The organism is Pseudomonas sp. 1 (assembly GCF_056626735.1).
The window spans coordinates 174,270-199,303 of the sequence record NZ_JBWXMQ010000009.1 but is presented as its reverse complement, the minus strand read 5'-3'; the positions used below and the strand labels follow the sequence as shown (position 1 = coordinate 199,303).

Here is a 25,034-nt window from a genome sequence, read left to right as displayed (position 1 = left end):
CATGAATACCCATAAAGTCATCTGGCAGGAAGGCATGCTGCTGCGTCCGCAGCACTTCCAGCACAACGACCGCTACTACGATCACCAGATGAAGACCCGCACCCAGTTGCTGGGCGGCTACACCTGGGGTTTCCTGAATCTGGAGATCGACTTGCAGTTCCTCAACATGGGCAAACTGGTGATCAGTGAAGCCTCGGGGATCCTGCCGGACGGCAGCCTGTTCGAACTCGGCGGCAACACCGAACCGCTGGCCCTGGACATTCCGCCGAACACCGGCAACATGCCGGTTTACCTGGCGCTGCCGCTGGTCACCGGTAACCACATCGAGGCCCGTCGCCCGGAGCAGTCGGACGTGCTGGCGCGCTACACCGCGTATGACGCCGAAGTGGCCGACTCCAACGCCGGTGATGATTCCGCCAGCCAGGTCAGCTGCGGTCGCCCGGACTTCAAATTGTTGCTCGGCGAGCAGCAGAGCGACCAGGCCTACGTGAAGCTGAAAATCTGCGACGTGCTCGACACCACGCCGGACGGCGTGATCAGCCTCGATCCGGATTTCGTGCCGACCTACATTCAGGCCCACGCTTCCAGCTACCTGCTGTCGTGCCTGAAAGAAGTGATCAGCATGCTCGGTCACCGGGGCGACACCATTGCCGAGCGCATCCGTTCGAACGGCAAGGTCGGTGGCGCGGAAATCGGCGACTTCATGATGCTGCAACTGATCAACCGCACCGAACTGCTGCTGCGCCACTACCTGGGTCTGGAGCAGGTTCATCCGGAAGAGTTGTACCGCACGCTGCTGACCATGCTCGGCGATCTGGCGACCTTCTCCAGCGACAGCAAACGCCCGCGCCTGGACAGCCGTTACTCCCACGCCGACCAGGGTGCGAGCTTCCGCAAACTGATGGAGTCGATCCGTCAGGTACTGTCGATGGTGCTGGAACAGCACGCTATCGAACTGATCCTGCAAGCGCGTCAGTACGGGATCATCGTGTCGCCGCTGCACGACCACAAACTGCTGGGCTCGGCGTCGTTCGTGCTGGCAGCCAGTGCCAACTGCGACTCCGAAGAACTGCGCAACCGCTTGCCTGCGCACCTCAAGGTCGGCCCGGTGGAACGCATCCGCCAACTGGTCAACCTGCACCTGCCGGGGATCAAGGTCAAACCGTTGCCGGTGGCCCCGCGGCAGATCGCGTTCCACTCCAACAAAACCTATTTCATCCTCGAACTCAGTTCCGAAGACCTGGCGCAACTCGAGCGCTCCGGCGGCTTCGCGTTCCACGTGTCCGGCGAATTCGCCGAGCTTGAACTGAAATTCTGGGCCATCAGGAACTGACCGACATGATCAAGGACATGGAACACAACCAGGACGACAAAACCGTCCTGCTCGACCGTCAGGGCCATGGCCCGGCGGCGAGTCCGCTGACCGACTTCGCTGCGCCACCGCGCTTTGAACAACTGGAAGAACGGATGATCTACGCCGCGCGCCTGCGCCCGGCGGAAGCCTTCAATATCAGCCTCAATTCGCTGGTGGCCGCCTCTTCCGAATTGCTGTCGGAAGTGGTGCGCCTCAAACACAGCGACACCCGCGAAGACCTCTACGCGCTCAACGAGCGCCTGACCGCCGGGCTCAAGCTGTTTGAAGTGCGTGCCCTGCACAACGGCGCCGAAAGCAGCCAGGTGATGGCCGCCCGTTACGTGCTCTGCACCGTGGTCGACGAAGCCGTCGTGACCACGCCGTGGGGCAACGAAAGCGAGTGGTCGCAGATGAGCCTGCTCAGTAGTTTCCACAACGAAACCTTCGGTGGTGAGAAGTTCTTCCAGCTGCTCGATCGGCTGTCGAAAAACCCGGTCAAGCACCTGCCGATGCTGGAGCTGATGTACCTGTGCCTGTCCCTCGGTTTCGAGGGCAAGTACCGCGTGCAGGCACGCGGCATGCTGGAACTCGAAGGCATCCGCGACGCCCTGTACCGGCAGATCCGCCAGTTGCGTGGCGATGTGCCGCGTGAATTGTCGCCGCAGTGGGAAGGCCTCAACGATCAGCGTCGCAACCTGGTGCGCATCGTGCCGGCGTGGATGGTGGTGCTGTTCACCTTCGTCTGTCTGGTGATGATGTATTCGGGCTTCGCCTGGGTCTTGGGCGAGCAGCGCGACACCGTTCTGCAACCTTATCAGCCGCTTGATCCGGCCGCGGCCCAGCCGCAGTCGCAGCCGTAAACAGGGACGTGTGATGAAAAAGTTTTTCAAGAAAATCGGCGCCTTCCTGCGCCAGACCTGGGTCTGGACGCTGTTGCTGGTGCTGTTCGTGGCACTGTTGGTGTGGTTCGTCGGCCCGTTGTTGGCAGTGGATGATTACAAGTTCTGGGAGAGTTCCACCTCGCGCTTGCTGACCATCGCCGTGCTGTTCCTGATCTGGGGCCTGACCATGGTCTTCGTCAGCTGGCGCGCCGGCATCCGCAAGAAAGCCGTCGAAGAAACCGAAGACGGCCAGGACCGTATCCGCCGTGACGAACTGATCGAAGAAGAGCAGAAGGAGTTGAAGGAGCGTTTCAAGGAAGCCCTGAAAACCCTCAAGACTTCGAGCCTGTATCGCGGCCGCAGCGAGCGCTGGCGCAGTGACTTGCCGTGGTATTTGCTGATCGGCCCGCAGGCCAGCGGCAAGACCAGCCTGCTGGACTTCTCCGGGCTGGAATTCCCGATCAACAAGATCGACCGCAAGCTGACCCGCGACACCCACGGCACCCGTCATTGCGACTGGTACTTCGCCGATCACGGCGTGCTGATCGACACCGCCGGCCGCTACCTGACCCAGCCGGATTCGGAAGTCGACGGCAGCGCCTGGACCACTCTGCTGGAACTGCTGCGCAAGCGTCGTCGCGGTCGTCCGCTGAACGGCGTGCTGGTGACCATTCCGGTGGAAACCCTCACCAGTGGCAGTGAGCAGGACATCGACACCCTGGCCCGCCAGGTGCGCGCGCGTCTGCAAGACGTCTATCAGAAGCTGCACGTCGATGTGCCGGTGTATCTGGTGCTGAGCAAGGCTGACAAGCTGCTGGGCTTCGACGAGTTCTTCGACCAACTGACCCGCGAAGAAAGCGATCAGGTGCTGGGGACCAGTTTCCGCAAGGATCAGGTCGGCACCGACGTGGCCGTGTTGCGCAACGAGTTCGAAGAGCTGCTGCGTCGCCTCAACAGTCAGGTGATCATGCGCATGCACTCCGAGCGCGACACCCAGCGCCGTGGCCGCATCCTCGACTTCCCGCACCAGATGGGCCAGATCGGCGAGCGCCTGTGCCTGTTCGTCGACATGGCCTTCACCGGCAACCGCTACCAGCGTGCGACGCTGCTGCGTGGTTTCTATCTGACCAGTGCTCCGCATCTGACTCAGGAAATGGATTCGACCACTGCCGGTATCGGCGCGAGTCTGGGCATGAGGGCCGGCGTGCTGCCGACATTGCGCAGCGGTCGTTCGCGTTTCATCCACCATTTGCTCAGCCGCGTGATTTTCCCCGAGTCCGACCTGGCCGGTCTGGACAAGCGCGAGCGCAGCCGCATCCATTGGGGTCAGCGTGCGTTGTACGTCGGTGCATTGGGCGCGCTGGTACTGTTCGGCATGCTCTGGGCCGGCGGTTTCTCGGCCAACTGGGAGCGTCTGGAAAACCTGCGCAACCTGGCGCAGAACTGGACCCAGCAACGCACGGCACTGTCGCCGCGCGATGACGCCATGGGCACGCTGAAAACCCTCGACACCAGCTACGCCGCGACCCAGGTGTTCCCGAAGAAAGGCGACGCTGCGTACCACGAACGCGTCGGTCTGTATCAGGGCCAGGACGTCAATCCGGTGGTCAAGGAGGCTTACGAGCGCGAGCTTGAGAAGCAATTGCTGCCACGGGTCGCCACCCTGCTCGAAGGCCAGATCCGCGCCAACATGAAGGACCGCGAAAAGCTGATCAACAGCCTGCGCGCGTACCTGATGTTGAACATGAAGGATCGTCGTGACGCGGCGTGGCTCAAGGATTGGGTCGCCACCGACTGGTCCCAGCGCTACTCCGGCAACACCGCCGTGCAGAACGGTTTGAATGCCCATCTGGAGCGTCTGCTGGAGTTGCCGTTCATCTATCCGCTCAACGAGCAACTGGTGACTCAGGCGCGTCAGGTCCTGCGCAGTGAATCGCTGGCAAACGTGGTTTACCGCATGCTCCGCGAGCAGGCGCGCAACCTGCCGGACTATCGCTTCAGCCAACACCTCGGGCCGCAGGGCTCGCTGTTCATCGGCACCGAATACGTGATTCCGGGCTTCTACACCCAGACCGGCTATCAGCAGTATTTCTCGGTGCAGGGCGCATCGCTGGTCACCGACATCCTGCGTGACAACTGGGTGCTGGGCGAAGGCGCGGGCATCAGCGACATGGACTTGCGTCGCCTGATGGTCGAGCTGGAGCAACTGTACTTCCGCGACTACGCCAACTATTGGAGCGAAGCGGTTGGCCAGGTGGCACTGCCGCCGATCAGCGATGCCGGTGAAGGCGCCGAGCAACTGGCGGGCCTGACTTCGGCCAACTCGCCGGTGCTGGCGCTGCTGACCGAAGTGCGTGAGAACACTCGTTTCCCGGCTGCTCCTGAACCGGTGGATGAAGCCGGTGACGCCGCCGATGCACTGGCAGGCCAGAAGGGCAAACTGGGCAAGGTCGGCAAGCTCGCTTCCGCTGTCGCCGACAAGGCTTCGGCCATGAACGTGGCGAAGAATCTGCCGGACACTGCCAAGAAGTCGCTGCAACGTCGCTTCGAGCCGCTGCATAAACTGCTCGACGACAACAACGGCCCGGCCGCTGACCTGACCCCGGCCTTCACCGCGCTCAACGACCTGCAACTGCAACTGGCGGGCCTGGCCCGTTCCAGCACGCCGGAGCAGGCCGCGTTCGAACTGGCCAAGACCCGCATGAGCGGCCAGCGTGATGCGCTGACCAACCTGCGCAATGCGTCCGGCCGTCTGCCGCGTCCGCTGAGCGTGTGGTTCAACGTGCTGGCCGAAGACTCGTGGCGTCTGGTGCTCAACGATGCCTACCAATACCTGAACGGCCGGTATCAGAACGAGCTGTACAGCGTGTATGGCAAAACCATCAGCAAGCGCTATCCGTTCAGCGCCTCAAGCACCAGCGATGTGGCGATCAGCGATTTCCGCGAGTTTTTCCGGGCGCAAGGCACCATCGACCGCTTCTTCGACAACTACATGCGTCCGTTCGTCAGCGGTGATCCGGGCAACTACCGGATGCGCAGCATCGACGGTCGCAGCCTGCCGGTGTCCAAGGTCTTCCTCGACCAGATGGCGGCTGCACTGAACATTCGCCAGAGCTTCTTCTCGATCAACCCGGCCGAACCGACCGTGCAGTTCAAGCTTGAGCCGTACACCCTCGATCCGGCGGTCAGCCGTTCGGAGTTCAAATTTGGCGACAAGACCATGGAATACCGCCACGGTCCGATTCTGCCCATGAGCTTCAAGTGGCCGACCGATGCTGAAGACGGTCGCACCAGCCTGGTCATGGACAAGATGGCAGGGCGCCCGATCGGCATCGAGAAGAACTCCGGCCCGTGGTCGCTGTTCCGTCTGTTCGACCTGATGCAGACCGAGTACCTGACCGGTCGCGACGTGCTGGTGCTGAAAGCCGACGTAGGTGGCCTGCGCGCCAACTACCTGCTGACCAGCCAGCGCACGCCGAATCCGTTCGACATGGGCGTGATGCGTACCTTCCGTATGCCGGTGCAGCTCTGATGCTGGTGGCCAGTCCCTGGCGCAGCGCGGCGCGAACCGACCCGGGCAAGGTGCGGTCGCGCAACGAAGATGCCTTCCTCGACACCCCGCAGCATGGGCTGTGGGTGGTCGCGGACGGCATGGGCGGTCATCAGGGTGGCGACATCGCCAGCCAGCTGATCGTCGCCAGCCTGGCTGAACTGCCGCAGCACGAGGACTTCGACGAACGCCTCAAAGCCATCCGCCAGTGCCTGCACTGGCTGAACCGGCGCCTGGGGCAAGAGTTGACCGTCACTGCCGGACGCCACGACAGCATCATGGGCAGCACCGTTGTGGCGCTGTTGGTGGAAGGTAATCGCGCGGCCTGCATCTGGGCCGGTGACAGCCGCTGCTACCTGTGGCGCGGGCAGCGCTTATATCAGCTGTCGAAGGATCATTCGCTGCAGCAGCAGCTGATCGACGAGCAACAGATGAGCGTCGAGCAGGCGGCGGCGCACCCGGCCGCCCAAGCCCTGACCCGGGCCGTGGGCGCGGCGGAACAGTTGACCCTGGATGTGCTGGAACTCGAGGTGTATCCGGGCGATGTGTTCCTGCTGTGCAGCGATGGTTTGTATCAAGGCCTGAGCAGTGATGCCCTCGGCAATGCGCTCAGTCTGGCGGCGCCGCATGTGGCGCTGGAACGTCTGTTCGACGGCGCCCTGCGGGGTGCCGCGCGCGACAACCTGACTGCCGTGGTGATCCGCCAATGACTGAAATCGAATCCTCAGTCGACGACTTGCTGATGAGCGAAGAGCAGGCCAATAACCTGACCTATTTCGCTTTCGCGAAGCAGCACAACGCCGAACCCGCGCTGGCGCCGACCAAGGCCAGCATCGGCGAACTGCCGGACGTTCTGGCAGGCCGCTATCACCTCGAGCGTCTGCTCGGGGCCGGCGGCATGGGTGCGGTTTACCGGGCCCGGGATCTGCTGCACGAACAGTTCGGCGATCCCGATCCTTACATTGCGCTGAAAATCCTCAGCGAAGAATTTGCCGAGTCGCCGGACGCCAGTGCCTTGCTCTACAGCGAGTTCGCCCTGACCCGACGCCTGCGTCACGACAACGTGCTGCGACCGCACACGTTCGAAGTGGACACCGATTGCCAGCGGGCCTTCATCACCATGGAGCTCATGCGTGGCCTGACCCTGGACAAACTGCTCTGCGAGCGGCCGCTGGGCCTGCCGTGGAAAGAACTGCGCGACATCGCGCTGCCGCTGCTCGACGCGCTGGCCTACGCCCACCGTCGCGGCGTGCTGCACGGTGACATGAAACCGAGCAACGTCATGCTCAGCGAAGACGGCGTGCGCCTGTTTGACTTCGGTCTCGGGCAAGCCGAGGAGGGCATCCTGCCCGGCCTGCCGCACCTGAGCCGCGAGCGCTTCAACGCCTGGACCCCAGGCTACGCCGCCCCCGAACTGCTCGAGGGCCAGCCGTTGTCGGCCAGCGCAGACGTGTACGGCGTAGCCTGCGTGATTTATGAACTGGCGGGCGGCAAACCCCCGTTCCGCCGCTTGCCCTCGACCCAGGCCCGTGACGAACACCTGGATCGCGAACTGCAAGCCCCGGCAAATCTGCCGACCCACTGTTGGCCCGCGCTGCGTACCGCGCTGGCCTTTGACGCGGCAGAGCGCAACATTTCTGCCGACCAATTGCGTGACGCCTTGGGCGCCACTTCGTCCTGGTTGCAGCGTTTGCGGCTGAGGGCGTAACGGATGACATTCGAACAGGGAGCACACTATGTTCAACCCAGCTAACGAAACGCACTTCAGCCTCACGGTCGAAGACTACGTAGGCGACCTGCAAGTCCTGTCGTTCACCGGCACCGAAGGCATCAGCCAGCCGTTCCGTTTCGACCTGGAACTGGTCAGCGAAAACCCGGATCTGGACCTGGAAAAGCTCCTGCACAAACAGGCCTTCCTCGCCCTCGATCCACAAGGCTCCGGTATCCACGGCCAGATCTACCGCGTCGCCCAGGGTGATGCCGGCAAGCGCCTGACCCGCTACAAGGTTTCGCTGGTGCCGCAGCTGCAATACTTGCATCACCGCACCAACCAGCGCATCTACCAGCAGATGTCGGCGCCGAAAATCATCGCGCTGATCCTCGACGAGCACGGCATCAAGGGCAACGCCTACAGCTTCCAGCTGAGCCAGCCGTGCCCGGATCGCGATTACTGCGTGCAGTACGACGAAACCGACCTGCACTTCGTGCAGCGCCTGTGCGAAGAAGAAGGCATTCACTACCACTTCCAGCACAGCAAGAAAGGCCACCTGCTGGTGTTCGGCGATGACCAGACCGTGTTCCCGAACCTCGGCCAGCCGACCGCGTACGTGCAGGGCAGCGGCATGGTCGCCGAAGAGCCGGTGATCAAAGGCTTCAAGCTGCGCCTGGAAACCCGCACCAGCCGCACCACCCGCCGCGACTACGACTTCGAAAAGCCGCGCCTGCAAATGGAAGCGGCCTACAAACCGGATGGCGAGAGCACTGAACCGGATCTCGAAGACTACGACTACCCCGGCCGTTTCATCGACCGCGCGCGCGGCAAGTTCCTAAGCCAGCGCGCCCTCGAACGCCACCGCGCCGACTACCGTCAGGCCGAAGGTCGCGGCGACCAGACCCGACTGGTCAGCGGCCACTTCATGGAAATGTCCGACCACCCGCGCAGCGAGTGGAACGACCTGTGGCTGCTCACCGAAATTTTCCACGAAGGCAAACAGCCGCAAGTCCTCGAAGAATCGGTGACCAGCGACACCACCGACAACAAGGACGACTTCCACCAGGGCTACCGCAACCGCTTCCTCGCCACCCCATGGGACGTGTTCTACCGCCCGGCGCTGGAACACCCGAAACCCCGCGTCCTCGGCAGCCAGACCGCCATGGTCACCGGCCCCAAAGGCGAAGAAATCCACTGCGACCAGTACGGCCGCATCAAGGTGCAATTCCACTGGGACCGCGAAGGCCTGGCCGACGACAAGACCAGCTGCTGGCTGCGCGTCTCCAGCTCCTGGGCCGGCGACCGCTACGGCGCCATCTCCATCCCGCGCATCGGCATGGAAGTCCTCGTCACCTTCCTCGAAGGCGACCCCGACCAGCCACTGGTCACCGGCTGCCTGTACCACAAGGAAAACCCGGTGCCCTACGCCTTGCCGGCGAACAAGACCCGCAGCGTCTTCAAAACCCTCAGCTCCCCGGGCGGCGGTGGCTACAACGAACTGCGCATCGAAGACAAAAAAGGCGCCGAACAAATCTTCATCCACGCCCAGCGCGACTGGGACGAAAACGTCGAACACGACCAGAAGATTCGGGTCGGGAATGAACGCCACGACACCGTGGTGAAGAACACCTACACCGAACTCAAGGCCGAAGAACACCGCACCACCATCAGCGACCGCAAGATCGAAGCACGGCTGGACGACCACCTGACCATCGGCGAGAGCCAGCATGTGAAGCTCGGGACGGCGCAACTGACCAGCGTCGGCAAAGAGATACACATCAAGGCGGGAGACAAGATCGTCATCGAGGCCGGTTCCGAACTGACGATTCTCGGCGGCGGCAGTTTCATCAAGCTCGATGGCGGTGGTGTGACGGTGGTTGGGCCGGTTGTGAAGATCAATGCCGGCGGCTCGCCGGGTGCGGGCACTGGCATCGGGATCAAACCGCCGGTGCTGCCGGGGGCGGCGGATAAGGACAAGGCGGGGAGTTTGATGGATCAGGCGTTGTTGAATGCGCCTGAAGAACAGGTCAAACGCAAGCCGAAACGAATGCTCAATTTTTCCGGGTAAGACATCGACGGCAATCCAAGCCACCAAGGATCAGAATTCAGGTAATTGGTAATGACAGAGACAACGAACAAAATTCAAAAATGGTCGTATCCCCTGAAGGTAGGGACAGCCGAAGCGACCGATCCGCAGCAGTTCTACAAAGCCTTAGCTAAAGCACAAGATGGTTACTACCCATTGGGAGCCAATGGTCTTTGGCATGGTGGTGTTCATTTCGATGAAGCTTCGGGGTTGGTGAAGGATCTGACGGAGGTCAGGTGCATCGCTGATGGAGAAGTCGTCGCCTACCGTATTGACGAGAAATATCCGACTTCGGATTTTGGCTCGACGCACTCGGTTTATTCGACGGGGTTTGTGCTGGTTAAGCATCGACTTGAGTTACCGGCACCTCCGACGCCTGCAGCCGGGGCGGCCCCGGCAAGCTCGCCGGTAGCAGGGCCAAGTCTGACGTTTTTCAGCCTCTATATGCACTTGCTGGATTGGGAGGGTTACAAAGCGAACCCTACGCTTAAAGACCGGCCGGGCTTTTGGGGAAAGGGGCTTTATGAAGTTAAGGCCAATGCTCCAGACAAGCCTTTGGGTATCCGGATGCGAAGTGGTAACGCCGGGCACTTTCCCGTCTTGGCAGTTTTGCCCCGGGGGACGACCGTGGTTACACAACCTGCCCCAGCGAATCAAATGTGGGTTGCGGTTATCAGCGTTAGTCCTGAAATCGCAGGCTTGCCTGCGGGCGGATGGGTATACAAGGGTCAATTGAAAGATTTGGGAGGTGGCAAGTATTTTGTGGGTAACGAAGCTCAAGATCCTGTCCCTGGAGGCGCTCAGCACGGAGCGAATATCCGCGGCGCCCATACCAGCGGCCTCCCGCTTAGCCACTTACCAGCAGGCGCCCAAGTACGGCTTGGTGACGAAGCGACACCTAACAACTTTCGTAAACTCGCCGAAATCGTCAGTGGCCAGGCGACTCCGGCCTTAGCGCCCGGCGCGGATGGGAAGCTTCCTGGGTTTATTTGGTTGCAGTCACTTACGCCAAAGAGTGAGCCGCACAGCCCGATGGGAGATGTTGTTGTTCTCTCTCCGACATACAAGATCAAAGCCGGTGAGATTCTGGGGCATGTTGGCAAGTATCAGAACCATTCAGATGCAGCTCCGAAGAACCTCTTGCACCTAGAGGTTTTCAGCTGTGAGGATGTGAAGGCGTTCACTGAGCAGAGTAAAGCTAAAGCCGCAGGGGCCCCCGTCGCTGAGAAATCGATAGTCAAAATACCTGTAGGCACCAAGCTTATTACTCACGTGCAAGGTATGAACGCTACAAATCCTCCTAAAGCATCAGACGCTGGGAATGATGTGGGGTACGATTTTTATGTCCCTGTAGGATTGCTAGAGACGCTACCTGCGGACAAAAAAATAAAACAAACAGTCACAATGGGGCAGTCAACGACAACCACGTATTGGTGGCGTCTAGATGGTCTTTTGGGGGACAAGGACGGTAACGGGATTGATGGGTGGTTTGCGGAGCAAGACATAGTCATTTCGCGACATTCACCATTTGAGTGGAATGGCTTCGATTTTATCGAAGAGACCACCAGCAATGCCGATCACTTTGCAGCGTTTTTACATGCCCAAGAGAATCTCAGTGAGCAGGAGCGTGAAGGCTATTTGCCAAACGTGGAGGCGGCTATTGCGGGTTCCGTTAACGAGAAGCTGTATAAAATACTTGATCGGGACGGGGATAAAAAAATCGCTCCTACTGAGATTGCAGAAGCATTGAACAAACCTTGGTACTCTCAGCCAATATCGCAAATGGTCACCCGTTATGAAAATGAGTGGGACTTTAAAAAAGATAAGTGGGATGCCCTAGACGAAATAATTGGGCATAGCGATTCTGAACCTCATAAAGAATGGGTAGAAGAAAAGGCGCGAATTGAGAAGCTCAGTTGGTGGAGCAAGCTGTTGGGTCAGCATGGAATTACCAGCAATGCGAGTGTGCAACATATTCATCCTATTGGGCTGATTTCGTCATTTGCACATGCAGGTGGCTGTAGCTGCTCGGATACCATTACTAAAGATCAAATGAAATTGATCGATCCTTCAGCGACTCAGGCTAATATTGATAAATATACAGATCTTTTAGGTGAGATGTTTGAGAGGTCTGGGGTAGTTAAGTGTATAAGTAAGGCGCATATCCTTGCGCAAATGCTGCATGAGAGCGGACATCTGCACTACACAGTAGAAGGTCTCGATCCAGATAAACCTTTGCCTACATATCACCCTTACATTGGTCGTGGTCTTATGCAAATTACCCATAGAGTCAATTATGAGGCCTATGGGCAGTTTGCCGGTGAGAGTTTTATAGGTGCGCCAAATTATAACAAGCTCGGTCAGTTGCCGCATAGCGTACTGTCGGCGGGATGGTATTGGGTTGACTATAAAAAAATACTCACGCACTCGGATGCAGATGATTTTATATATTGCACGATTTTAGTGAATGGTGGTTTGAACCATTATGATGAAAGATTGTTGTTTTTGAACAATGCTTTGAAAGCCTTGGATATTAAAGGTTGTGCGAAGTTGAATAAATCTGGCGCATATGATTTGCTCGATAGCAAGGCATATAATAAAGCTAAGTTTTCCTTTGCTTGGGGTCTGTGGAGCGATCCCGCGGGTGGAAAAGCTGGGAAGACACCGGATGCTGCGCAAGCAATAATCGGATATAAAAGGTTCTTGGATTTATATAACTCGGACTCGTCTGTTAGTGGTAATACCAATACCACTTACTATGCGTCAGGACGAATAGCATCGGTAGCTAAACAGTACGCGGAAGCGCGTATCGTCGCACTTGGGGGGACCTTATGATCAAAGTAGCTGTTTTTTTTATTCTCACGTTCATGGCAACAGCGGCAAGTGCGAGCTCTAGCTGCGAGGCTGACCTGAATGGAGATGGAATCTGCGATCCGTATAGTGTTAGCCCGCTCGAGGATGACGGCACAATTTCGCGAATCACTATCGATATTGGCGGGAGTAATAAGTCTGTTTCGGGAAATTTTGAGCTTGGAGAAGGTGGGTTGTCTGTAGGTTATTTACCAGGTGAATTCTCGTTGCTGCTGGATTTTTATACTCGTAATACAGATATTACGCAGTTCAGCTTTAAATGGAGTTCTGCGCAGCAAGATTGGGTTCTCTATAAAAAATCAACTTGGGTGGAACCTAGTAGAGATGAAAAATATACCTTGAGTGGTGAGAAGGCGCCAATTGAATTGCTATTTCCTCAGCAATTTAATGTTCAGCGTATAGCGTGTTGCACTTCGTTTTCTCAATTCTCCGAAGGTGCACCGAATTTTAGCTATTTGAGTGATGAGGCTCAGCTTGCAGAAATCAGGAAAGACTTCAAATATATCCTTAGCAAGCTTCCCCAGGGTGAAAAAGGAGAATTGTTTTATGGGCTCGATGATAGCGGGAATAAGTTAAGGCGGAACATTCCCCAAGAGCTGGTGTATGAGCTGACTTTGATTGTTGCTGATGATAATGTCGGACCTTTAAATGACTATGCTTATTATTTGTATCGCAGCAAAAACAATGTTTTAGCTGCTTTGCTTTTGAGGGAGATTCATAAAAAATTCCCGGAGAGAGTCGTTGCAACACTAAATTTGGCAGATGCCTATTGGGATATAGGAATGAGGTCCGACGCATGTCCGCTTTATAAGGAATACATCGCGCAAATGACAAAAAACGGAAAAGGTGGACGTATTCCACAGGCGGCGAAATCTCGGGAAAACTGCAATTGAGACGAGCCGCGTTTGTCAGTGAAAGTTAGGCGAGTACATGCAATTCAAAAATCTAGCGGTACCACTGCTTGGCCTGATGTGGACCCTCCAGGCGTTTGCCGAGACGTCGACGTTTAGCCCAACCAAAGGCGTCGATGCGACGCTGGTTCTCGAAGGCTCCACGCTGAACGTCGCGGTTAAAGGCGAAATGCATAACGAGTCGCGGACAATCAATTTTGAAGCCTTAAACGAACTTCATGTGCAGATCGATGATTTCAATTTTGACGGTGCCAAGGATTTCGCGGTCTGGCAGCTTGATGACGGCATGGGCACTTACGACTACTACCGAGTGTTCATTTACCAAGCAAAATTCGGCACGTTCGAAGAATTGAAACCGGACTGCGGCGATGGTTTCGTTAATTTGCGTGTCGATAAAAAACGTAAAGCGTTGCTCAGCACCTATTGGGAAATGAACATACCCAAGCAATGCGTCACCCGGTTCGCCAAACGCAAAGCCTGAACGACTCAAGGATGAACACAGTGAAACGTTTTGTTTTTACCCTGCTGGCCGTGCTGCTGCCTGTTTCAGCAGCGTACGCGCAGGATGACTGCAGCCATGAGTTAAAGGGGACGGATTTATTTGTTGCGCTTAGTGGCTTTGGTCTTCGTAGGGTATTTAAACAGATCTGTCCCGCTTCTTACTTGATGGTCAACTAAATGAAGAGTATTTATTCGTTTCCTGGTTTTTTATCGTTAACCTTTTTGTTTTTTAGTTCGTTCGTGCTTTCCGCGAGTTTCGATTGCGGCAAGGCTTCGACGGGCGTAGAAAAGAAAATTTGTAGCTCTCCTTCATTGTCCATAATGGATGAAAAGCTGAGTGAATTTTTCAAGCCGTTGAAGAATAGACGAGCTTTTCAAGTAATCGAGAGTGATTGGCTCGAGTCAGAGCGAAATTCTTGTGAGTCTGTTGAATGCTTAGAGGATGCTTATGTTCATCAGATTCAGTTTCTGTCACCGGTTGCTATTGCGCCTAGACCGACTCAGAAAGATATTAAGTTGATGTTGGGCGATAAAGCCTATGCACAGTTTGAGCGTTCATGGAGGGTCATTGATTTAGCATGGCTTCCCAATGAGAAAGGCGCTGTTGAACGATTTGTAATCTCCGCCGAAACAATTTCAGGCATGTTGTATGTCATCGTATTTGAAGGGCACTTTGATCCAGCGATGATTGCGTACCGGGGTAATCTATATGAGTACGTTGACCGCAACGACAGGCCCGTGCTGCACACGATTGCAAAAGATATCGGCTTTGACGGTGCCTTGAATTTGGGTTCGAACGACGAAGGGAAAAGGTTTGCTGGAATCTTGGATGGGGCGTTTTACTATCGACAGCAGCTTTCGAAAAATCAGTTGCGGGGGATGGTATATAAACTCGGCTCCAAGCTGCCACCGGTTGAAAGTAGTTTATTGTTCCAGCAGTGGCCAAATACTGATGAAAACGCTGTCAGTGGATTGACATTCGGTTGGGGTGGTGATTATGGGAAGTTGCAAGCGTATTATTCGCACACCAAAGGATATGAGACGATAGCTCCGGTTGGCCGGCCGGAGGTGGGTTGGAATATTTATAGTCCGATTTGGAGCAAATCCCGGCCGACGTTTTACTTCAAAAATGGCAATGAGACTATTTGGCGTGCCAATGTTGCGGATAAAACGCTGACGAAAATTGCAACGGCCATTGATGACGGAATGATTAATAACCCTACGCCTGTCGATATAAACGGACGCGAAGCAGTCGTTTACCTGAATGGATATACTCTGAAAATGGCTATATCGCTTGATGAATAAGTGCAACTTAAAGTATGCCTTCGAAATCTGTCGTTGGAATTTTCCGTGAATAAATATTTTATTCCATTATTGTGCAGTTTATTGCTTTGCGGTTTATCTCTGTTCGGGGGGGATTCATTCGCCCAGGATGCATGTGTTGATATCACTACAAATTCCCAGAGTGAAAGATGTTCTGTGAGTGCCAAGGCTGCTGCAGATGCGCGGTTGAATACCAGTTATCAAGAATTGATGGTTCGGCTCGAAGGTGGATATCAGACCGATCCTGTACTTGCCGCAAGCCAAAAGGCGACGGTTCAGGAGGCTCAGCGCGCTTGGATCAAGCTACGCGATACCGATTGCCAGATCGATGCGTTGGAGACGGAGCCGGGCTCTTCGGCGCATGTGGCGGCCGTGAATAATTGCATCGCCAGCATGAGCCGTGAGCGGTCGGTGTTTCTGGACAATATCGCGTCCGATAGCGGTGGTGGCTCTGCATTTGGGCGTGGCTCGTGCCCGACGCAAGACTTCGCCCAGTTTCTTCCATACTTCTCCGCTAATGCCGAATCGCAAAAGCGACTGACTGCGCAAGCGGTGAAGCTATTGGTGTTGAAGGGGACGTCGGATATAGGACGGATAGTGACTCACGTCACTGCGGAGGTAGGGCGCGACATGGTGTTTCCCTTAATGGCTGTGGTGCCTGATGGGAAAGTCGAAGGGATAGAAATCGAGAGAGTGGATGATCGTCACGTTGACGTTGTGGATAAACGTGCCGGAAACAGCAATATCAAGATCTTCAACTTTTCGCGCAAAGCCTGCTGGACGCTTGAGGGGGTTGAGGATTGGTCGATTCCCGAAAAGGAGCTTTCTGTAGCCAATACTCGCTCATTGAGTCGCGAGGAAAATTTCTGCTCACAGCGTGCGCAAGGATTTGTTGGCTTGGGTGGTCTTGAGCAATACCGTCTGACAGGAGAACTTTTTGAGGCTGCATTGGAAAATTATCTGTGTGCGGCTGCTTCAGGCGATCCTGTTTCCAGCGAGACTGCGGCTAGGCTGAGTCTGTCGGGTATGGCTCCGCAGTTGGAATACAGCAAAGTTGAAGCTCTTTTCAAAGCGGCAGCGGTTAATTCGCCAGGAGGAGCTGAGGGGCTGGCAAGCTTTTATTGTTTTGGCAATGACACGGCTGGAAGCGGACCCTGCCAGCGGCCCGCTGATGTGGAGAAAGAGCTTATTCGCGCCAGCTCCATGGGATCAGCACATGCAATCGTTTCGCTTGGTGACTATTGGAAGAGTGGCGATCTCGGCGTGAAGGATATCCCTCGTGCCTTGGCTTGTTATCAGCTTGCCGCCGACAAGGGCTACGAGTCAGGTCTCAGCGCTGCCAAGCGACTTCAATCGGAAGTGACTGAGCCAATCGCTCCGAGCAAATGCTATTAGTGCGATCAATTGACGGAGGGCACTCATTGCGCCCTCCGTCAGTTATGGGCTATCAACCCCGTGTTTGATACTCCCGAAACTCAATGTGATCGAGCGTGCCTTCCACCATCAATCGCACGCCGTCCGCCATTCTGCTCAGACCCAGCGCCATCGAGCGGCGGGGGCCGTCGAGGTCGTCGGCCAGGTTGGCGGCGAAAGCGCTGATGGACAGGAGGTCTTCGGAGGCGTTGGCCATGAGGGCTTCAGCGTCGGCGTTGGGGCAGAGGGCGAACAGGCCGCCCAGGCGTTTGGGGCGTGTGGTTCTGGGTTTGAAGTGGTGGTCGAGGGCGCGTTCGGCGGCTTCGTGGAGTTTCTTTGAATCGAGGGATTCGTAAGGGGAGGTTTCCGGGTTTTCTGGAATTTCGGGGGGATTGGGTGTTGGTTTGATCATCGTGATTTTACCGAGTCATGGAGCCGACACCACTTCGCTTGCTTCGAAAGGGTGGCAGCTGTGTATAGGTGTGCAAGACCGGACTCGGCAACCGGCAGACCCAAAGGTCTCCCACACACAGCCGCCATAACGATTCGCGAGCATAGGAAAATGCATGGTGAATAGCTATAACCGGATGAATGACGAGCCCGGACTTGCACGTCCGAGTCACCGATTTTGCGGTGACACACAGAGGCTATCGGTGATGTCCCAGCCTGCCTAGTTCATAGGTATCCCGGCGCTTCGCAGGAAATTTCCCATAGGTTTGCGGGGCAGCAGACCGAAAGATCGCAGCCTTCGGCAGCTCCTACAGGAATGTGTTTCTTCAGGTGTAGGACGGGGGGATGGTGTGACGCGGAGCGTCACGGGAGGCATTCCCACGCGGAGCGTGGGAACGATCAGGTTGTGGGGCGGAAATCGTGACTTGGTAGTCATCATGCGAGAAAAGCCATGCATCGTCTTCTATCCGTCCAAGATAGTGGCGAATCCGTTCGAATCCCTTACACTCCCCCGGCCGTTCATTTTCCTTTTGAGGCTGTGCGCATGAAATTTCGTTTTCTTCTGTGGATGCTGGGTCTGTTGATGGGTAAGGCCAGTCGGACAAATCCTGCGTTCCAGCAGCAGTTGGGTGACAAGGATCTGGTGTTTCAGCTGCAGACTCTGGACGGGAAGGTGGCGCGGCATTTCGTGGTGAAGGACCAGCGCATTACCAGCAAGTCCGGGGTGGTGGCGGAGCCGGCGTTTGCGATTGCCTTCAAGGATGCGGCGTTCGGGTTTGCCACGATGCAGGCGAAGAACAAGCAGTTGGCGTTCATGCAGGGGATTCAGGACAAGTCGATCCAGCTGAAGGGGAATCCGGCGCTGGTCATGTGGTTTCAGGGGTTGATGAAGTATTTGAAGCCGCGGAAGGCGAAGGCCAAGGCTGCTTGAGTATTGCGTGAGGCTGTGACGCGGAGCGTCATGGGCTGCATTCCCACGCAGAGCGTGGGAACGATCAAATACAAAGGCCCCACACTCGGTTGAGTGCGGGGCCTTTTTTATGAGCGCAAATCAGGCCTGGCTGAACTGCGAAGCCAGTTCGCGCAGGAGGACTTCGGCTTCCAGTACTTTGCTGACCACATCATTGGCCTTGTCGCGAGTCAAACCAACACGCTCCAGCAGCGCATCCGGGATGTCTTCATCCGGCCCGGAGCCGATGCCGCGACTGCGCAGCAGGCGCACGGCCAGGCAGACGAGGTTCGGGTATTCGGCGTAGGCGCCGTCGTAGTTCGGGTCGTGCTGGAAGCGCAGGGCGGTGGCCAGTTCGTCCGGCATGTCCCAGTAGCGCATCAGCCAGGAGCCGATCTGTTCGCGGCTGATGCCCAGCAGGTGTTGCTCGACGTAGCTGTGGCACAGGTGCGGGTTGACCTCCAGGTGCCGGCAGATCAGCGAGAAGTGCGGCGGGAACACGTGGGCCAGCAGCAGGTAGCCGAAGTTGTGCAGCAGGCCGGCGAGGTAGGTCAGGCCTGCTTCCGGGCGCTGGGCGCGCGGCATGGCGCGGGTCAGGCCTTCGATGACGGCGGCGGTGTAGATCGACTGCTGCCAGTACGGCGTGGTGTGTTGCGGGTGATCCTTGGGCAGGCTGAGAGTCTTGCCGAGGGCCAGGCCCAGAGCCAGGTTGATCACCAGATCGAAGCCCAGCACGCGGACGATCGCGTCTTCTACCGAACGGATCTTGCCCGGCGACGCGTAGTACGGCGACGCCGCCCAGCTCACCACTTGCGCAGCCAGCGCCGGGTCGGTTTCGACCACGCCGGTGATGTCGTCGATGGTGGCGTTCGGGTCGACGCGCAGCTTGATGATTTTTTGTGCGGTTTCGGCCAGCGGTGGAATCTCGATGGTCGCTTCCAGACGCTGCTGGATGCGTCTCGCGGTGAACGCCTGAACGGCCTGGGTGATTTCCTCGCGGTCATCGTCCGGGCGGTCGAGGTTCGGGCGGATGCTGCTCAGGGCTTCGCCGAAGTTGGCGGCGCTGGCCTTGGTCAGCATGGTCTTGAAGTCTTCGCTGGCGATTTCCAGCAGCAGGCCCGGCTCGCCGGAGTTGATCAGCAACTTCGGCTCGCGCAGCAGGCTTTCTTCGTAGAGGCACGGCGAGCTGGTCAGCGCCGGCAGGCCCGGCAGCAGGCTCAGGCTGTGTTTGCCGAGCATCTTTTCCAGGCGCTCGGTGGACACGGCGGTCAGGCGACGGCCCGTCAGCTCGGCGAGGCGGTTGAGATCCAGCAACTGGCTCTGTGGAAACAGCACCATCAGCGCACCGACCGCGTCGTCCAGCAACACGGCCTGCACTTTGCGCGAGGCGTTGAGGCCGTGGTGGTCGAGCACTTCTTCGTAGGCGACGCCCAGCTTGTTGAGCAGCAGCCGAATAACAGACGGAGCGTGCGGGGATTCGGGGGCGAGAGCAGCTTCGGTCATGGTCTGTATCCGTTTTTGAAACAATTGCTGGAGTATAACCAGCTTGGTTGGAACGAGCTTTGAGAAACTGCGACGGTGCTCACACTTGGCCGTATTGCTGCCCGTGTCGCAGCCAGCGGTCGAGCAACGGGCTGACGTGGGTGGGCCAGCGTTCGAGCAACGCCTGGGCGGCATCGCGTACGGCGGGCAGCAGATCGGCGTCGCGCATCAGGTCGGCAACCTTGAATTGCAGCAGGCCGGTCTGGCGGGTGCCGAGCATTTCGCCGGGGCCGCGCAGTTCGAGGTCTTTTTCGGCGATGACGAAACCGTCGTTGGTCTCGCGCATGATGCCCAGGCGCTGGCGGCCGATTTGCGACAGCGGCGGATGGTAGAGCAGCACGCAATGGCTGACTGCGCTGCCCCGACCGACGCGACCGCGCAACTGGTGCAGTTGCGCAAGGCCGAGGCGTTCGGGGTTTTCGATGATCATCAGGCTGGCGTTGGGCACGTCCACGCCGACTTCGATCACGGTGGTGGCGACCAGCAGTTGCAGGTTGCCGGCTTTGAACTCGGCCATGACGGCGGCTTTCTCGGCGGGTTTCATGCGGCCGTGGATCAGCCCGACCTTCAACTCACCGAGGGCGGCGGTCAGGTCTTCGAAAGTGGTTTCGGCGGCCTGGCAGGTCAGCTCTTCGGACTCTTCGATCAGCGTGCACACCCAATAGGCCTGACGGCCCTCGGCGCAGGCGCTGCGCACCCGTTCGATGACTTCGACGCGACGGGTGTCGGTGACCAGCACGGTGTTGACCGGGGTTCGGCCGGGCGGCAGTTCGTCGAGGATCGAGGTGTCGAGGTCGGCGTAGGCGCTCATCGCCAGCGTCCGCGGAATCGGCGTGGCGGTCATGATCAGTTGATGCGGACACATGCGCCCGCCGACGCCTTTCTGCCGCAGCGCCAGACGTTGCTGTACGCCGAAGCGGTGTTGTTCGTCGATGATCACCAGCGCCAGATTCTTGAACTGCACTTCGTCCTGGAACAGCGCGTGGGTGCCGACCACCATCGGCGTGCCGCTGGCGATCTGTTCCAGCGCGGCCACGCGGTTCTTGCCCTTGAGCTTGCCGGCCAGCCATGCCACGTCGATGCCCAGCGGCTCGAGCCAGCGCTTGAAGGTGATGAAGTGTTGCTCGGCAAGGATCTCGGTCGGCGCCATCAGTGCGACCTGATAACCCGCTTCCAGTGCTTGCAGCGCTGCGAGGGCGGCGACCACGGTTTTGCCCGCACCGACGTCGCCCTGAATCAGCCGCAGCATCGGTTCGTGCTGGCTGAGGTCGTAGGCGATTTCGTTGCCGACCCGTTGCTGAGCGCCGGTCGGATTGAAGCCGAGGTTGGCCAGGTATTTCGCCGGCAGTCTGGTGGCTTTCGGCATCGCTGGTGCGCGCAGGGCTCGCATGCTTTCGCGCAGGCGTTGCTGCGATAGCTGGTGAGTCAGCAGTTCTTCGAAGGCCAGACGATGCTGGGCCCAGTGATGACCGAGGGCGAGTTCGTCGACGTCGGCATCGGCGGGCGGGTTGTGCAGGTAGCGGATCGCGTCGGCCAGCGGCGCCAGTTGGTAGTCGCGGGCAAGTTCCGTCGGCAGCCAGTCGGGCAGGGTGGCCGGTTTGAGCAGGGTCAGGGTCTGCATGCACAACTGGCGCAGGCGCGCCTGGGTCAGGCCTTCGGTCAGCGGGTAGACCGGGGTCAGGGTTTCATCCACCGGCGGCGGCTCGTCGCCGTTGATGGCGCGGTATTCCGGGTGGTAGATCTCCAGCCCTGACGCGCCGGGCCGGGCTTCGCCGTAGCAGCGAATCCGCGTGCCGCGCTTGAGGCCTTCTTTCTGCGCGTTGCTGAAGTGATAGAAGCGCAGGCTCAGGCCGCCGGTGCCGTCCTGCAAACGCACGACGAGGCTGCGACGCCGGCCCATGACCACGTCGGCACCGCTGACGGTGCCTTCGACCACAGCGTCCTGTCCCGGCCGCAACGCGCCGATCGGCACCACGCGGGTGCGATCCTGATAACGCAGCGGCAGGTGGAACAGCACGTCCTGGAGGTTCTCCAGGCCGACCTTGGCCAGTTTCTCGGCCATGGCTTCACCGACACCCTTGAGTGCGGTGACCGAGACCTGCGACAGCTCAGTCATGACTCTGGCTTAACCGGCCGTGACCGGCGCGGCAGGTTTGGCGACCGAGCACAGGCGAATGGAGTCGGCGAGGATCTCGATGGCTTTCGGGCGAGGGAAACTGGCGCGCCAGGCGATGGCCACGGTGCGGAACGGCACCGGTGCCGACAGTGGACGCACTTCGATCACGCCCGGGGCGTAGTGATGGCTGTCCACCGCCGACAGCGGCAGGATCGAGATGCCCAGGCCGGAGGCGACCATGTGGCGAATGGTTTCCAGCGAGCTGGATTCGACCGTGGTGTGCTTGGCGCCGTCGTTGCCCTTGGTCAGGGTCGGGCAGGCTTCCAGCACCTGATCGCGGAAGCAGTGGCCTTCGCCGAGCAGCAGCAGGCTCTTGTCATTGAGCAGGGCGGCGTCGATGGATTCTTTTTGCGTCCACGGGTGCTGGGCCGGCATCAGGACGTAGAACGGTTCGTCATAGAGCGGCAGGGTCAGCACGTCGGCTTCGTTGAACGGCAGGGCGATGATGATCGCGTCCAGTTCGCCGTTGCGCAGTTTGTCGCGCAGCACGTGGGTGAAGTTTTCTTCGATGTACAACGGCATCTGCGGGGCGACCCGGTGCAGTTGCGGAATCAGGTGCGGGAACAGGTACGGGCCGACGGTGTAGATCGCGCCGACTTTCAGCGGGGCGGTCAGCTGGTTCTTGCCGGCCTGGGCCAGTTCGCGGATGCCCTGGGCCTGCTCCAGCACTTTTTGCGCCTGAGCGACGATGCCTTCGCCGACCGGGGTCAGGCGCACGGCGCTTTTGCTGCGCTCGAAAATCAGCACACCGAGTTCGTCTTCAAGCTTTTTCACGCCCACCGACAGGGTCGGCTGGCTGACGTGGCAACGCTCGGCCGCGTGGCCGAAATGCTGCTCTTGGGCGAGGGTAACGATGTAGCGTAATTCTGTGAGAGTCATAGCAAGCGTCCATGAAGATGCGGGCCAAGCATACCGGCTGCAATCGATAGACGCACGTTATCAGACTGAGTGATGAATGCGACACCGGGCAATGCCGGTTTGCCGTTGGTAGATATGACAAAGGCACCTTTGGGTGCCTTTGTGTCGGGTTCGTCCGGTTGTCGCAGAACCCTGTGGGAGCGAGCTTGCTCGCGAAAGCGGTGTATCAGACGAAGCCGCCTTGCCTGACAGGCCTCTTCGCTCCCACAGGGTTTGCGGTGCCTTCTAGCGGCGGCGTTCCAGCGAGTAAACAAACGGCGCAACGATTTCGATCGCGCCATTGGTCAGCATGTCGGCCGGTGGCTTGGGCAGCGGCTGGGCGCGGCGGATCATTTCCAGGGTGGCCCGGTCCAGATCGGCGTTGCCGGAACGGCCCACCAGTTCGAACGACAGCACGTTGCCTTCGCCATCAACCACGAAACGCAACCGGTTCAAACCTTCCTTGCCCCGTGCCTGAGCGCTGGCCGGGTACTTTTTGTACTTGGCCAGATGCGCAAGCAGGGTACCTTGCCAACTGGCCTTGGCCGCCAATTGTGCAGGCGACGGGCCCGGTGCCGGCTGGGCGGATTTCTCCGTCGGCGCCTGGGTCTGCTGAGGCTCCGCCGGTTTTTCCTCGGAGGGTTTTTCCTTCACAGGCTCCGGTTTCTTCTCAACCGGCTTGGACGGTTGCGGCTTTGGCTTGGGTTTTGGTTTTTGCTTGGGCACCGCGATCTCGGCTTTTGGCGCTTCGGCCAGTTTCGGGATCGGGAGTTCTTCGACCGGAGCCGGTGGCTGCGGTGGCGTGACGACTTTCGGCGGTGCGGGCGGTGGCGGGGCCGGAACCGGTGCCAGCTCGACCATCATTGCCTGCGGCGGCAATTCGATGGGCGGGCGGGCGTTCCAGTTCAGCGCCAGCGCGATGGCCAGCGCGTGAACACCCAGCACCACGGCCAGGCTACCGCTGTAACGCGTCAGCTTATGGCGCGTCGTGATCATTTCTTGACTGCGCTCTCGAGTCCGACCAGACCGACCTTCAGGTAACCGGCGGCGCGCAGGTTATCCATCACGCTCATCAAGTCGCCGTAATCCACGCCTTTGTCGGCCTGGAAGAAGATCGTCGTGTCTTTCTTGCCCTGGGTCTTGGCGTCGAGTGCGGCGCCGAGGGTTTCGGCTTTCACTTCGTCATCGCCGATGAACAGGCGCTGGTCAGCCTTCACGCTGAGGAATACCGGTTTCTCCGGCCGCGGTGCCGGTTTGGCGGTGGAGGCAGGCAGGTCAACCTTGATGTCCACGGTGGCCAGCGGAGCGGCCACCATGAAGATGATCAACAGCACCAGCATCACGTCGATGAACGGCGTGACGTTGATTTCGTGGTTCTCGGCCAGATCGTCGTCTGCGCCTTCTTTCAAATGCAGGCCCATGGCCGATTACCCCACTTTCACCATGTGCGGTTGCGAGCTGTTGCGCTCAGGCTGGTGGTCGAGGTCGCGGCTGACCAGCAGCAGAACCTGAGCCGACGCATCGGACACCTGAGCCTTGTAACCGGCGATGGAGCGGGCGAAGACGTTGTAGATGACCACGGCAGGAATCGCGGCAACCAGACCCAGTGCGGTAGCCAGCAGCGCTTCAGCGATACCCGGTGCCACGACGGCAAGGTTGGTGGTCTGGGTTTTGGCGATGCCGATGAAGCTGTTCATGATGCCCCACACGGTACCGAACAGACCGACGAACGGCGCAGTGGAGCCGATGGTGGCGAGGACGCCGGTGCCGCTGCTCATGTTGCGGCCACAGGCTGCGACCAGACGCTCGAGGCGGAAGCTGACGCGCTCCTTGATGCCTTCTTTCTCGCGGGCGTTGGCCGACAGGCGCATTTCTTCCAGGGCGTCGTGTACCAGCAGGTTGGCCAGCGTGCCTTCTTTCGCCGCGGTAGCGCTGGCTTCCTTGAGGGAGGCAGCTTTTTTCAGTTGGGCGATTTCACCGCGCAGCCGGCGTTTGGCGCCCATCAGCTCGAAGCCCTTGGCGATCCAGATGGTCCAGGTGATGATCGAGGCGATGGCCAGGCCGATCATCACGGCTTTAACGATGACGTCGGCGTTCTGGTACATGCCCCATGGCGACAGGTCATGGGCCATGCCCAGGCTGTTGTCGGCTTCGAGGACTTCCGGTGCATCGGCGGCGCTGGCCTCTACGGCCTGCACCGGATCGGTCGCGGCAGGTGCGGCGGCCGGAGCGCTCTGCTCGGTGGCGGTTGGCGCGGCCGGGGCTTGTGCGTCAGCGAATGCAGCAACTGGTGCCAGCATCAGGCTGAGCAGCAGAGCAGCCACGGCGCTCCAGGCGCGAGGTCGGTTGGTTGGCGAAGCGGAGTTTTGAATGCGTGTCATGCTGGCCGGACCTGAGATAGAAAAACGGTGATGCTCTT

20 protein-coding genes are annotated in these 25,034 nt (G+C 58.7%); 13 read left to right on the top strand and 7 right to left on the bottom strand.

All coding sequences use genetic code 11. The annotated features are described in order from the left end of the window. The first annotated feature begins 1 nt into the window (after nt 1). From tssK to AC1MDC_RS15815, 12 genes are read left to right on the top strand one after another with little or no spacing between them, the layout of a single operon-like run. A complete protein-coding gene (tssK, locus tag AC1MDC_RS15870; RefSeq protein ID WP_085696800.1) occupies nt 2–1,333 on the top strand; it encodes a type VI secretion system baseplate subunit TssK in 1,332 nt (443 codons plus the stop codon). 5 nt (nt 1,334–1,338) lie between these two features. After that, complete coding sequence (gene icmH, locus AC1MDC_RS15865) at nt 1,339–2,214, top strand: type IVB secretion system protein IcmH/DotU (protein WP_085696801.1); 876 nt, start codon at nt 1,339–1,341, stop codon at nt 2,212–2,214. Between the two features lie 13 nt (nt 2,215–2,227). After that, the gene (gene tssM, locus AC1MDC_RS15860) at nt 2,228–5,767 is read left to right on the top strand and encodes a type VI secretion system membrane subunit TssM (protein WP_480393316.1); all 3,540 of its coding nucleotides are present in this window, start codon (nt 2,228–2,230) and stop codon (nt 5,765–5,767) included. Then, nucleotides 5,767–6,495: a PP2C family protein-serine/threonine phosphatase gene (locus AC1MDC_RS15855; RefSeq protein WP_085696803.1), complete on the top strand. Its 729-nt coding sequence runs from the start codon at nt 5,767–5,769 to the stop codon at nt 6,493–6,495. The genes tssM and AC1MDC_RS15855 overlap by 1 nt, the downstream gene beginning before the upstream one ends. Beyond that, nucleotides 6,492–7,493: a serine/threonine-protein kinase gene (locus AC1MDC_RS15850; RefSeq protein WP_480393315.1), complete on the top strand. Its 1,002-nt coding sequence runs from the start codon at nt 6,492–6,494 to the stop codon at nt 7,491–7,493. The genes AC1MDC_RS15855 and AC1MDC_RS15850 overlap by 4 nt, the downstream gene beginning before the upstream one ends. A gap of 28 nt (nt 7,494–7,521) precedes the next feature. Continuing rightward, nucleotides 7,522–9,564: a type VI secretion system Vgr family protein gene (locus AC1MDC_RS15845; protein WP_480393314.1), complete on the top strand. Its 2,043-nt coding sequence runs from the start codon at nt 7,522–7,524 to the stop codon at nt 9,562–9,564. Between the two features lie 51 nt (nt 9,565–9,615). Then, nucleotides 9,616–12,417 (top strand): glycoside hydrolase family 19 protein, encoded by a 2,802-nt coding sequence (locus tag AC1MDC_RS15840; protein WP_480393313.1) that lies wholly within the window; start codon nt 9,616–9,618, stop codon nt 12,415–12,417. Beyond that, nucleotides 12,414–13,346, top strand: a complete 933-nt coding sequence (locus AC1MDC_RS15835) for a tetratricopeptide repeat protein (RefSeq protein ID WP_480393312.1) — start codon at nt 12,414–12,416, stop codon at nt 13,344–13,346. Before AC1MDC_RS15840 ends, AC1MDC_RS15835 begins: the two co-directional genes overlap by 4 nt. A gap of 37 nt (nt 13,347–13,383) precedes the next feature. Next, nucleotides 13,384–13,845, top strand: coding sequence for an XAC2610-related protein (locus tag AC1MDC_RS15830; RefSeq protein WP_480393311.1), 462 nt, complete (start codon nt 13,384–13,386; stop codon nt 13,843–13,845). A 20-nt stretch (nt 13,846–13,865) separates the two neighbouring features. Next, on the top strand, nt 13,866–14,042 hold the full coding sequence (locus AC1MDC_RS15825; RefSeq protein WP_480393310.1) for a hypothetical protein: 177 nt from the start codon (nt 13,866–13,868) through the stop codon (nt 14,040–14,042). Next, nucleotides 14,043–15,170: a lysozyme inhibitor LprI family protein gene (locus AC1MDC_RS15820; protein WP_256579231.1), complete on the top strand. Its 1,128-nt coding sequence runs from the start codon at nt 14,043–14,045 to the stop codon at nt 15,168–15,170. Between the two features lie 45 nt (nt 15,171–15,215). After that, nucleotides 15,216–16,583 carry a lysozyme inhibitor LprI family protein gene (locus tag AC1MDC_RS15815; protein WP_480393336.1) on the top strand — a complete coding sequence of 456 codons (1,368 nt, stop codon included), beginning with the start codon at nt 15,216–15,218 and terminating at the stop codon, nt 16,581–16,583. A 52-nt stretch (nt 16,584–16,635) separates the two neighbouring features. On the opposite strand, the gene AC1MDC_RS15810 is transcribed toward AC1MDC_RS15815, so the two are convergent. Next, nucleotides 16,636–17,013 (bottom strand): DUF6124 family protein, encoded by a 378-nt coding sequence (locus tag AC1MDC_RS15810; protein WP_480393309.1) that lies wholly within the window; start codon nt 17,011–17,013, stop codon nt 16,636–16,638. A 582-nt stretch (nt 17,014–17,595) separates the two neighbouring features. Between AC1MDC_RS15810 and AC1MDC_RS15805 the strand changes: the two genes are divergently transcribed. Further along, the gene (locus tag AC1MDC_RS15805; protein WP_007954413.1) at nt 17,596–17,982 is read left to right on the top strand and encodes an SCP2 sterol-binding domain-containing protein; all 387 of its coding nucleotides are present in this window, start codon (nt 17,596–17,598) and stop codon (nt 17,980–17,982) included. A gap of 120 nt (nt 17,983–18,102) precedes the next feature. Here the strand turns inward: AC1MDC_RS15805 and AC1MDC_RS15800 are convergent, their stop codons facing one another. From AC1MDC_RS15800 to exbB, 6 genes are all read right to left on the bottom strand, one after another. Then, complete coding sequence (locus AC1MDC_RS15800) at nt 18,103–19,503, bottom strand: aminoacyl-tRNA deacylase and HDOD domain-containing protein (protein ID WP_114886341.1); 1,401 nt, start codon at nt 19,501–19,503, stop codon at nt 18,103–18,105. Between the two features lie 79 nt (nt 19,504–19,582). After that, nucleotides 19,583–21,658 carry an ATP-dependent DNA helicase RecG gene (recG, locus tag AC1MDC_RS15795; protein WP_480393308.1) on the bottom strand — a complete coding sequence of 692 codons (2,076 nt, stop codon included), beginning with the start codon at nt 21,656–21,658 and terminating at the stop codon, nt 19,583–19,585. Nucleotides 21,659–21,667: 9 nt separating this feature from the next. Then, complete coding sequence (locus AC1MDC_RS15790) at nt 21,668–22,597, bottom strand: hydrogen peroxide-inducible genes activator (RefSeq protein ID WP_064379831.1); 930 nt, start codon at nt 22,595–22,597, stop codon at nt 21,668–21,670. A 264-nt stretch (nt 22,598–22,861) separates the two neighbouring features. Continuing rightward, complete coding sequence (locus tag AC1MDC_RS15785) at nt 22,862–23,611, bottom strand: TonB family protein (RefSeq protein ID WP_480393307.1); 750 nt, start codon at nt 23,609–23,611, stop codon at nt 22,862–22,864. Beyond that, nucleotides 23,608–24,036, bottom strand: a complete 429-nt coding sequence (exbD, locus tag AC1MDC_RS15780) for a TonB system transport protein ExbD (protein ID WP_064379836.1) — start codon at nt 24,034–24,036, stop codon at nt 23,608–23,610. The genes AC1MDC_RS15785 and exbD overlap by 4 nt, the downstream gene beginning before the upstream one ends. Nucleotides 24,037–24,042: 6 nt before the next feature. After that, on the bottom strand, nt 24,043–24,996 hold the full coding sequence (gene exbB / locus AC1MDC_RS15775; protein WP_480393306.1) for a tonB-system energizer ExbB: 954 nt from the start codon (nt 24,994–24,996) through the stop codon (nt 24,043–24,045). Nucleotides 24,997–25,034: the final 38 nt, after the last annotated feature.

Bases quoted from the DNA above. Each gene is read 5' to 3' on its own strand.
- icmH (WP_085696801.1), top strand. From the start codon at position 1,339: ATGATCAAGGACATGGAACACAACCAGGACGACAAAACCGTCCTGCTC.
- exbB (WP_480393306.1), bottom strand. From the start codon at position 24,996: ATGACACGCATTCAAAACTCCGCTTCGCCAACCAACCGACCTCGCGCC.
- tssM (WP_480393316.1), top strand. From the start codon at position 2,228: ATGAAAAAGTTTTTCAAGAAAATCGGCGCCTTCCTGCGCCAGACCTGG.
- exbD (WP_064379836.1), bottom strand. From the start codon at position 24,036: ATGGGCCTGCATTTGAAAGAAGGCGCAGACGACGATCTGGCCGAGAAC.
- AC1MDC_RS15835 (WP_480393312.1), top strand. From the start codon at position 12,414: ATGATCAAAGTAGCTGTTTTTTTTATTCTCACGTTCATGGCAACAGCG.
- AC1MDC_RS15855 (WP_085696803.1), top strand. From the start codon at position 5,767: ATGCTGGTGGCCAGTCCCTGGCGCAGCGCGGCGCGAACCGACCCGGGC.
- AC1MDC_RS15785 (WP_480393307.1), bottom strand. From the start codon at position 23,611: ATGATCACGACGCGCCATAAGCTGACGCGTTACAGCGGTAGCCTGGCC.
- tssK (WP_085696800.1), top strand. From the start codon at position 2: ATGAATACCCATAAAGTCATCTGGCAGGAAGGCATGCTGCTGCGTCCG.
- AC1MDC_RS15840 (WP_480393313.1), top strand. From the start codon at position 9,616: ATGACAGAGACAACGAACAAAATTCAAAAATGGTCGTATCCCCTGAAG.
- AC1MDC_RS15850 (WP_480393315.1), top strand. From the start codon at position 6,492: ATGACTGAAATCGAATCCTCAGTCGACGACTTGCTGATGAGCGAAGAG.
- AC1MDC_RS15805 (WP_007954413.1), top strand. From the start codon at position 17,596: ATGAAATTTCGTTTTCTTCTGTGGATGCTGGGTCTGTTGATGGGTAAG.
- AC1MDC_RS15830 (WP_480393311.1), top strand. From the start codon at position 13,384: ATGCAATTCAAAAATCTAGCGGTACCACTGCTTGGCCTGATGTGGACC.
- AC1MDC_RS15790 (WP_064379831.1), bottom strand. From the start codon at position 22,597: ATGACTCTCACAGAATTACGCTACATCGTTACCCTCGCCCAAGAGCAG.
- AC1MDC_RS15800 (WP_114886341.1), bottom strand. From the start codon at position 19,503: ATGACCGAAGCTGCTCTCGCCCCCGAATCCCCGCACGCTCCGTCTGTT.
- AC1MDC_RS15810 (WP_480393309.1), bottom strand. From the start codon at position 17,013: ATGATCAAACCAACACCCAATCCCCCCGAAATTCCAGAAAACCCGGAA.
- AC1MDC_RS15820 (WP_256579231.1), top strand. From the start codon at position 14,043: ATGAAGAGTATTTATTCGTTTCCTGGTTTTTTATCGTTAACCTTTTTG.
- recG (WP_480393308.1), bottom strand. From the start codon at position 21,658: ATGACTGAGCTGTCGCAGGTCTCGGTCACCGCACTCAAGGGTGTCGGT.
- AC1MDC_RS15845 (WP_480393314.1), top strand. From the start codon at position 7,522: ATGTTCAACCCAGCTAACGAAACGCACTTCAGCCTCACGGTCGAAGAC.